General features: G+C 69.0%; 1 protein-coding gene. It reads left to right on the top strand.

Annotated features, from left to right (window positions below):
* Nucleotides 1-42 precede the first annotated feature (42 nt).
* Nucleotides 43-10,986 (top strand): hypothetical protein (locus tag SNE206_RS39330; protein ID WP_407918401.1); only part of this gene is annotated, 10,944 nt, incomplete at its 3' end.

Here is a 10,986-nt window from a genome sequence, read left to right as displayed (position 1 = left end):
GTCGGGAACAGGGCGTTGGGTGCGGCGGAGTTTTACCGTGAGGTGATCGGGCCGAAGGGTCTGGTGGCTGGGCAGTTGTTGGTGTTCGTGGGTTGCGATGTGGATGTGTCGGTGGCGGGTGGTGTGTCGGCGGCGGTGGTGATCGGGGGGTTGGCGCCGGGTCTGCATGTGGTGGGTGCGGATGGTCCGGTGTTCACGACGCCGGATGGGTCGGTGCTGGCGGGCCGGTATGACTTCGGTGTGGATGGTCTTCCGGTGGTGGGTAGTTGGCGGCCGGGTCGGTTCGTGCTGCACCGGGCGGGTGGTGGGAGTTTCGATCTGGGGCCGGATCTGCTGGTGGCGCTGGCGGAGCGGGTGCCGGTGCTGGTCGGTGGGGAGTTCCCGGTGAGTGGTGACCGGGTGGCGGGGGCGCCGGGTGAGCTGGTGCGGTGGATGCCGAAGAAGAAGTCGAAGTCCGTTTCTTCTGCCGCTTCTTCTTCTGTTGCTTCGTCGGGTTCGGTTCGGCAGGCGGGTGCGTCCGGGGCTGGCGGGGTGGCCGGGGTGTCTGCTGTCGCGGTGTCGGTGGGGTCTGGGGTGCGGGAGGAGGAGGTCTGGGTCAGTTTCGGTGACCCGGTGCGTTTCAAGCGGCACATCACGTCGATGGAGCTGAAGGCGCGGTACAACCCGTTGACGGGGTTGGAGTCGGTGCGGTTGGTGGGTGGTCATCAGCTGGATGCGGACGGGGTGCTGGAGGTCCGGGACGGTCAGTTCGTGGCGTCTGTGGGGCCGGTGGCGGGTTCGATGACCGAGCCGTTGGTGAACGGTGTGTTCGAGGCGTCGATGGAGTATCAGCCGCTGGTGGGTGGTCCGGTGGTGAAGCTGACGACGTTCTTCCCTGCGCATCTGACGTGGGCGCAGGTGAGGAAGAGTGCGGCGGGGGCGTTCCGTAATGCGGTGCTGTCGGGGGAGGTGGATCTGTCGAGGGGTTTCCATGCGGTCGGTGTGGACTCGTTGCTGGGCAGGTTCGTGGGGACGGATGCCTTCGGCAACTGGTTGGCCGGGTATGTGCAGGCGGGTGACATCACGACGGTGTTCCCGTTGTATCTGGCTCCTGCCGTGCCTCGGACGGAGCGGCCGAATCCGTGGGTGGCGCGGGTGGAGGCGGTGCGGGTCGGTGGCGTCGCCGGGTTCGCGGCCGGGTCGGCTGTGATCGAGGCGTCCGTCGTCGAGCCGGTGCGGGTCGGGGGCGCCGTCGGGCCGGCCGTGGTCGTGTCGGCTGTTGCCGGGCCTGTTTCCGTGGTTCGGGAGCTGTCGTCCGAGGTGTTGCAGGATCTTGCGGATCTGGAGGCGGCCGTGGTGCCGTCGGTGGGCCGGGTGAAGCAGGAGAAGGTCCAGGCGTGGGTGGATGCCTTGTGGGGGGCGGGCCGGCGGGTGCTGGCCGGTGGTGGTCTGACTTTCGACGCGTTGGTGGAGCGGGTCGATTCGGCGCAGGAGCGTGTGAAGCGGGTGCCGACCGCGCAGGGCGGTTCGCTGGTGGCGTCGGTGAGCACGCTGGGTGCGGTGCTGGCTGCCGAGCGTCTGGTGTCGGTGGCGGCTTCCGGCGGCCCGGTGACGATCGCCGGCATCGACAGCGTCCTGCGCAAGGTGCGGGAGGCGGTGGATGCCCAGTTGCTGCTGGTGGAGAAGGAGGAGGACTTCCGGGGGCACGCGGGCGAGTTGCTGCGGGTGCTGGCCGCGGTGCGGGAGCTGGGTGACGACTGGGCGGACGAGGAACCGTGGCCGGCGACGTTCAGCCAGTGGCTGGCCGTGCTGTACAGCACGGCGCTGGTCGAGCGTCAGAAGGGTTCTGTGCCGCGAGGCGTGTACGACCAGCACCTCCAGGTCCTGGCGAACAGCGGGATCGAGCTGCTGTGGGCGGGCGAGTTGTCGGCGGAGAGGCTCAAGGCCTACCTGGGCCGAGTGGTGCTGAAGCAGCGCCACGAGGGCGAGCAGCGGATGTGGTTGAGCGACATTCGGTACGCGATCGGTTCGCAGGACGCCACGACGGTGGTCGCAGCGGCGGACGAGCGGCTGGAGTACCTGACCGCGGAGCAGAAGCGGATCGACGACGCCCAGGGCAAGAACCCGGCCCAGCGCCGTGCCTCCGGCACCGACGACCGCTACACCACGTCGGAGGGGAACCTCAGGGAGCGGATCGGCGCCTTCCAGCGAGACATGGGGCAGCTGGAAACCCGTTTCCCGGCGCTCAGGGCGGAGAAGGACCGGCTGAGGTTCGCCGCCTACGCACTGCAGGTGGCCTCGGCGGCCTGGCTCGCCCGTGAGCGGGGATCCATCTCCTACCTTGAGGCGAAGAGCCTCGTCTTCCTCGTCAATGATCTGGTGGGGGCATTCGATGCGGAGCACGTTGTGCCGAGCATCCCTTACGCGAAGGGCGCTCTCCGGGCCATCCGGACCGTCAAGACGCTTCTGGACGAACCCGACCGGCCGATGGATGACGCCACCGAGGGAGCGTGGGTCCGGATCAGGACTGATCTCGACGAGATGGAGACGGTGCTGGCGACCCTCGACCTGGGCCCGCAGTACCAGCACGCTTACCTTTCGAACCGCCTGTTCACGGACAGGCGTCTGCTGGAGCCCCTGAGGTTCCAGCCTGGTGACGCGGAGGTCGGCTCCGAGTTCCTGAAGAAGGTGAAGAGCGAAGAGGACGCGGCGCATGCGAACCGGCGAGGAATGCCGGTCTACGAGCCCATCCTTGCCTCGCTCGGGTCGGTTCGGGACGACGGTGTCTGGATCCTCGCGATGGGACGGCCAGGCGGGGTGGCCGAGAACGAGCTGGAGCTGCGGGTCTCGGCGCTGACGGGACACAACGGCAAGGAGCGGCTGGCGTTGGGCGTGACGACCCCGTACCGGATGATGCTGCTGCTCGCCCAGGTCGAGCGGTTGCGTCATCTGGCCGCCGACCCGGAGGGCTTCGTCTCGAGGCTGCGGGCAAAGGCGGTGCAGCTCGTGCGGACGGTGCAGGCCCGCCTGCTGAGCCCTTCCACGCATCACCTGTACGTGGCCAACGCGACGTCGGACACGCCGTACGCGGTGCTGACGGCCAGTCTGGAGACGTTGGCTAACGCGTGGGTGGAGCTGGTGCGCTTCGGGTTCGCGGATGAGGCGTCGGTCCGCGAGGAGGTGGCACGGAAGAAGGTCTTCACGAAGCTCGCGGAGCGCTTCGAGCAGGCCGAGCCGGGTCGGACGGAACTGTTGTTCGACCTCCACCTGCGGGTGGTGCGCGGTCCGGAGCGGGCGGCGGATGCGAAGAAGTGGCGTACCGCGCTGCTGACCGAACTGGACGGCCTGGTCCGGGGGCGCAAGGAGAAGCAGAAGGTCGTCGTGGCGGCCTACGCCCAGGACTCGCCGGTCCGGTACGCGGGCACGGTGCTGGACGCGCTGGTGGAGCGGGTCGCCGAGCAGAAGGCGGAGCCGGGGCAGGACTTCACGGAGAGGGTGCGCGCTATTCGCGGCCACCTCCAGAAGCACACCACGGACACCAGGTATCACCTGGCCGAAGAGCCGGTGCTGTCCCCGCCGGCGCCGACCCGGGTGCCGGACGAGCTCTCGGACAAGGAGTACGCGGACGTCTACCGCGCGCTGGACGACTTCCGGTCGCTGATCCCCATGGTCGTCAGCAGGAGGCTGACGATCCAGGACATCGACGTGGCGTCCCTTCGCATCGCCAGGTTGGTGGCACGTCAGTCGGACACGGATCTCATACTGCGTGCACTGACGCTTGCGACGGCTGCCGCCGACCGGGCGCTCGATCCGATGCTCAGCAAGCAGTTCTTCGTGAGCCTGATGGAATACGGCAGCCCTCGGCAGCCGTTCCAGATCCTGGACGGGATCGATCTCGACGTCTACCTCAGGGACACGGCGGACTACTCCCGCACGGCGCTGGCGAAGGGGACCACCCAGACGGGTCACGAGGCGTGGCTCTCGGCGCTGACACTGGTGATGGACGACCGGCAGTGGCAGCGCGACGGCTACGGGAATATGACGGCCGAGGAGCTGGCCGCCGTGCTGGAGGAAGCGCGCCGCTCGCCGGAGCCGACGGAGACGCTGCAGATGATCAGCGGCCGTGCCGGGAAGGTGATCGATCAGGGTCTCCCCGCGGTGCTCGACGGCTACATGACGGTCGAGCAATTCCAGGAGCGTCTCGACCAACTGCCGACGGACGGCCATCGGCTCAAGGAAGAGGATCGGCCGGTCCTCGCCGGCCTGGCGCAGCTCTACGCCATGGAATCCCAGGCCAGGAGCTGGGACCAGCTACCGATGCCTGAGGAAGACTTCATCGGTCAGCTGGAAGCCATGGCCAGGCTCACGTCCCAGCCGCTGGAGGCTCCCAACGAGACGACAGAGGACATCGTCCGCCGGTATCACCAGCGCCTGCACCATTACCTGTCCTATCTGCTGGAGTCCTCGGAGAAGGGTGGGATCGGCCTCCTGCCGCGCTATGCGGCGGTCGTCGCGCTCCTCGAGGAGCTGCGCTATCGGGGTGCCGTCCTGGCAGAGGACGGTGTGGAGGCGGTTCGGCGGTTCGGTCGGTGGTTGGGTGCGTTGGAGCATGCGGGGCTGGAGGCGTTCCGTGTTTCGCCCGGGGTGATGCGGTCGGCGTTCGTGCGGTTGTTGTCGGTGGAGGTGCCGGCGGGCTTCGAGGAGCGGTTGGGGGTGCTGGCGGCGCGGTTGGCCTCGCCGGAGGTGCTGGGGCAGCCGGTTGCGCTGGATGCGGTGGCCCGGGTGGCGCTGCGGGAGCGTCTGCGCGAGGAGGACGTCCGGGCCCGGGTGAAGAGTCCGCGGGTGGGTGGTGGTCAGGAGATCCGGGACGGGGTCGTGGAGGTGGTCGCGCGGCTCCGGGCACGCGTCTCCACCGTGCCGATGACGGGCCCGGACCAGGACGAGCTGGACGAACTCCAGATGACGACGGAGCGGTGGCTGACCGAGCCGATCCTCTTCGAGGCGGCGCTGGAAAACCTGGAGCTGGACACTCCGCTGGAGATGATCGTGACGCCGTCGGGCTACTTCGTGCCGGTGAAGGGCGCGGCGGGCTTCGCGGATGACGGGCGGGCGCAGTTGCAGGCCGCATTCTCCTTCCCGAGGGTGGGGGACGCGACGGTGGTGCATGTGCACACCGACGGCGAGGGGCGGTTCCTGGTCGGGAATCGGGCGTTGGATGCGGAGGAGTTCTACCGGGAGGTCATCGAACCGGAGTCGCCGGACGGGCAGCTGCTGGTGTTCGTGGGCTGCGACGTGAATGTGCCGGTGGCCGGTGGCCTCTCCGCGGCGGAGGTGATCGGGGGCTTGGCACCGGATCTGCACGTGGTGGGTGCGGATGGCCCGGTGTTCACGACTCCGGACGGGGCGGTGCTGGCGGGAAACTACGACTTCGATGCGAACGGCCGTCCGGTGGCCGGCAGTTGGCAGCCTGCGCGGTTCATGCTGCACCGGGCGGGCGGCGGTGAGAGCTTCGATCTCGGATCAGACCTGCTGGCGGCGCTGGCCGAGCAGGTGCCGGCGCTGGTCGGCGGGGAGTTCCCGGTGAGCGAGGACCGGGCGACTCAGGCACCGGGTGAGCCGGTGCGGTGGATGCCGAAGAAGAAGCCCAAGTCCCTCCCCACCCCGGCGGTCGCAGGAACCGGGCAGGCAGGACCGGCCGGAGCCGTCGTCACCACACCGACAGCCGCGCCCCCCATGTCGACGGCCGTCGTCCCCGAGGAAGACATCTGGGTCAGTTTCGGCGACCCGGAACTGTTCAAGCAGCACATCCTCTCCCTCCAGCTGAGGACCGGCACGGACCCGTTCTCGGGCCAACCGTTCTCCCGGCTGGTGGGCGGCCACCAGCTGGACGCCGACGGCACGATCCAGGTCCTGGACCGCGGCGCGGTGGTGCGCATCGCCGTGCCGGAGGACTCGAGGACGGAGCCACTGTCGAACGGGGTGTTCAGCGCGACGGTCGAGTACCGACCACTGACCGGCGGCCCCGTCACCAAGCTGACCACCTTCTACCCCGCGCACCTGACGTGGGAGCTGATGAAGGAGAGTGCCGCGGCGGCATACCGCAACGCCGTCCGATCCGGCGAGATCAACCTTGCGGGCGGATTCCTCTCCACTGCCGTGGCGGGCGTGGACTCGCTGTTGGGGAAGTTCGTGGGCACCGACGGCTACGGCAACTGGCTGGCCGGCTACGTACAGGTCGGCGCGATCCGCACGGCCTTCCCGCTGAACCGCGAGCCGGCCGGGGCCAGGACGGACAGGCCCAGCCCCTGGGTGCTCGGTGCCGAGGCCTTCGTCGAACCCGACACTGCGGCCCAGGAACTGCTGGCCAAGGCCGAACTGGACATGGCGGAACTCACGGCCTCCGCGATGTCCGCCGTCGGCAAGTCCGCGGTGGACAAGGTCCAGGCATGGGTGACGGCACTGTGGAACGCCACCCGGAGCGCCCTCGACACCGGCCTGCTGACCGTGGCCGCACTGCAGGAGAAGGTGCTCGCAGCACAGGGCCGCGTGCAGCGCGTGCCGCTCGCACAGCGCGATTCACTCGCAGCCTCGGTCGCGACCCTGCGCGCGGTGCTGGCGACCGAGGCGCTGGCCACGGCCGTACGGGCAGGTGAACCGGTGGCCCTGGTCGACGTGGACACCGTCCTGTCCGGGCTCCGTACGACCGTCAACGCCCAGCTGCTGCTGGAAGAGCAGTTCCAGGGACACTCCAGCCATGTCCTGCAGGCCCTGGGAACCATGCAGCAACTGCGCGACGAACTGGCGGTCCACGATCCGTGGCCGTCCTGGTTCAGCCAGTGGCTGGCCCTGCTGCACAGCAGCGTCCTGGTCGACCGCTACCAGAAGAGCATGCCTCGCGGAGTCTACGACCAGCACCTCCAGACCCTGGCGACCCACGGAATCGCCCTGCTCGCCGAGGACAGGCTGACCGCGGCCGACCTGAAGAAGGCCCTTGCCCAACTGGTCCTCAAGCCACGGCACGAGAACGAACAGCGGATGTGGCTGAGCGACATCCGCTACGCCATCGGCTCTCAGGACGCCACGACCGCAGTCGAGGCGGCGAAGGACCGGGCCACCTACCTCGCAGACGAACAGAAGCGCCTCAACGAGGGCCAGGGCAAGAACCCGGCGCAACGCCGTGCCTCCGGCACCGACGACCGCTACACCACCTGGGCGCAGGCGGTCCAGGACCGGATCGACGACTTCCAGCACCAGATCGAGCAGCTCGACACCGTCTTCCCCACCCTCCGGGCGGCGAAGAAGGAGCTGCTGTTCACCAGCCACACCCTGCACCTGCGCAGGTACCTCTGGACCGCCCGTGAGATGGGCTACCTGCCGGTGGCCGAGGCGAAGGCCGCGGCCGACCGCGCCATCGAGACCTCCGACATCGAGAACCAGACGCTCGCCCTCGTCAAGCCCTTCGCCCGGGAGGGCCTGGAGACGCTTCGAGCAATCAGGGCCTTCATCGAGAGCCCCGCCGACCCGGACCAGGACACCCCCGAAGCCATATGGCAGTCGATCCAGTGGAACCTGGACGAGGCAGAGGTCAGGTACCTCCACGCAGCAGGCGGCCCGCACTCCGCCTACGCCGGCCTCGTCAGTGTGCTGCATCTGAACGCCTACGGTCTGCATCACCTCCGGACGCACATGGGCCAGGAAGCCGTCCAGGAAGTCAACCGGGACCTCGATCGGGCACGGCAGTCCGAGAGCCGACAGCCCCTGCGAGAGCGGCGGATCTTCCGGGCCACAATCGATCGCTTCGATGCCGATGCCCGCTGGGCAGCCGAGATGTCGAAGCCGCTCGGGCTCACGCCGGAGGACGTCGACACCCGCAGCAGCCGTCTGAGCGGTAAGCGGGGCAAGGAGAGGATGCTGACCGGGGTCACGTCCCCGCGCAACATGATGTTGGCGTTCGCCTATCTCGGACAGCTGTCCTATCTGACACCCGACCCGCAGGCTTTCAAGGAGGCCTTGAAGGCGAAGGCCCACAAGCTCGTCCGGGCCGTCTCGGTCGACATGATGCTCGACGAGGCCCAGGACGCCGTTCTGGCAAATGTCACCTCGAACACGCCCTACGCGGCCCTGACCGCCCGGATGGAGACGATCGCCAACGCGTGGGCGGAGCTGGTGGACTTCGGACATGCGGACGAGGCGGACGTCCGTGCGGAGCTCACCAGGGGGAAGTGGCTGGAGCAGCTCGCCGAGCACTACAAGCTGCCGGAACTCGGGGCCGAGGCGGCAAGACTGCTGGACATCCACCTGCGCATCGCCGGGGCCCCGGAGCAGCCGGCCGATGCGAAGAAGTGGCGCGCCGGTCTGGTGGCGGAACTGGACGTAGTGGTGCGTGGGCGCAAGGGCAAGGACGCCGCACCGCCGTACACGCAGAACTCTCCTGTCCGGTACGCGGGCATGGTGCTGGACGCGCTGGTCGAGCGGGCTGCCAGGCACACACCGGCGCCCGGGAACGACTTCCTGGAGCCTGTGCGTGTCCTCCACAAGGCCCTGCAGAAGCTGTCCTCGGACCCCGCCTACCAGGTTGAGACTCCGCCGGCACCGATCGGCAGGCCGCGGCTTCCGCGGACGGTGCTGTCGGCACGGCAGAAGGCGGAACTCGCGGGACGACTGGACGAGCTTGCGGCCATGGTCCCGATGGTCCTGGACGGCTCCCTCGGCCAGGCGGACTACGACACCGCGGCCCGCGAGGTCGCGCGCCTGGCGGCCCGGCAGGCGGACCCCGGGCTCGTCCTGCGAGCCGCCGTACTCGCCATGCTCGGCGATCGTCCGCTCGAACCAGCGGTCCTCCACCGGGCGATCGGTGCGGTACTGGAATTCGGCGGCTCGGGCGCTGAGCCGGAGACCGCACGGACGCTCGATCTCGACCTGATCATCGAAGCCCTGAGCCCGATGATCAGCAAGGAGGTGGAGAGCTCGAACCATCACGTTCTGACGTTCACCCGTGCGGCAGAACTGGCGAAGAACGACCGTGCGTGGGCGCATGCGGGCTTCAACCGCATGACGGCCGAGGAGATCGACACCCGGCTGGCGGCTTCGGAGCACGGCGGCGACGACGAGTTCCGCGAGGCCGTCCGGGCCCGGGGCAGCGCCCTGCGGATCGGCGCCACCACTGCTGTGAGCGCCGACTTCCTCGCACCGGACGAGGCCCGGGCACGCTACGCACAGCTGCCGAACCTGCCGGACGACGCCCAAATCCTCAGCAGCGTCGACCACGTGCACCTGGGCGGCCACGTCGAAATTGCCTTCTGGCACGCGCTGGCGGACAACCTGGGCACCAAGCCCATGCCGGAATCCGAGTTCGTCCAGTTCCTCGACGGCTTCGCAGAATTCGTCGTACTGGTGACGAGGGAGTCCGGCAAGGCGGCGAAGCCGGCCCTGACCGCGTCCTACCAGGACGAGACCCTCAGGTACCTTTCCCGGATCCGGTTCGTCCAGGAGCGAGGCGGCATCGACCTGCTCCCCCGCGTCGCGGCCATCAACGCGCTCGAAGAGGAGTTGCGGTACCGGGGTGCGTTGTTGGCGGAGGATGTGGTTGCGGCGGGGGTGGCGTTCGGTCGGTGGTTGGGTGCGTTGGAGCATGCGGGGTTGGAGGCGTTCGGGGTGGCGCCGGGGGTGGTGCGGTCGGCGTTTGTGCGGTTGTTGTCGGTGGAGGTGCCGGAGGGGTTCGGGGAGCGGGTGGGGGTGTTGGCGGCGCGGTTGGCGTCGTCGGATGCGGCGGGTGCGGGTGCGGTGGTGGCGTTGGGTGCGGGGGAGATTGCGTCGTTGCGGGAGAGGCTGCGTGGGGAGGATGTCCGGTCTCGGAGCAGGCTGCCGCGTGAGGGGGGTGGTCAGGAGATCGCGGACGGTGTGGCCGAGGTGGTCGCCCGCCTCACCGCCCGCCGGAACGAGGCGACCACCGCCGGCCTGCACCAGACGGTCCGACCGACGGACCGCTTCCGCGACAATGCCGAGCGACTGCTGGAACGGACGACCGGCCGGACCGACTCCTATGTCTTCGAGGCTGCGTTGGAGTCGTTGGAGTCGGGTGCGGTGGTGGAGCCGTTGGTGACGCCGTCGGGTGTGTTCGTGCCGGTGAGGGGGGCGGCGGGTTTCGCGGACGACGGGCGTGCGCAGTTGCAGGCGGCGTTCTCCTTCCCGAAGGTGGGCGGTGCGACGGTGGTGCATGTGCACACCGACGGTGCGGGGCGGTTCCTGGTCGGGAGCAGGGCGCTGGATGCGGCGGACTTCTACCGTGAGGTGATCGGGCCGAAGGGGCTGCCGGACGGGCATCTGCTGGTGTTCGTGGGGTGTGATGTGAACACGGCGGTGTCGGGTGACCGGCCGGCGGTCAAGGTCGTCCAGAAGCTGGCGCCCAAGCTGCATCTGGTGAGTGCCGATGGTCCGGTGTTCACCACGCCGGATGGGCGGGTTCTGGCGGGCAGTTACCGGTTCGACGTGAACGGGGTTCCGAAGCCGGACAGTTGGCGTCCGGGGCGGTTCACGCTGCAGCCCGCGCGTGGCGCGGGGGCGAGTGCCGATCTCGGTTCCGACCTGATCGAGGCGCTGCAGACCCGGGTGCCCGCCCTGCTCGGCGGTACGGCCTTCCCGGTGGGCACGGACCGGGGGGTGCCCGCGCCCGCCGAACTCGTGCGGTGGATGCCGAAGAAGAAGTCCAAGTCGGGCCCCGCATCCCAAGCAACCACACCTGCACAGCAGACAGGCTCCTCTGCCGCGTCAGGGGCTTCACCGGTACAGGCGGCCGTCTCCACGGTGCACGACGAGGACATCTGGGTCAGTTTCGGCAATCCCGAGCGGTTCAGGCAGCACATCGTGTCCCTCGAACTGAGGTCGAGCAGGGATCCGTTCTCGGGCCTTCGGATCCCACGGCTGGTCGGCGGCCACCAACTCGACGCCGACGGGACGATCCCGGTCCGGGACGGTGACGCGGTGGTGCGCGTCACCGTGCCGGAGGGT

The sequence above is a fragment of the Kitasatospora sp. NE20-6 genome (genome assembly GCF_045862635.1).
The sequence above is the reverse complement of the archived record's forward strand: the minus strand, read 5'-3'. Positions and strand labels throughout refer to the sequence as shown.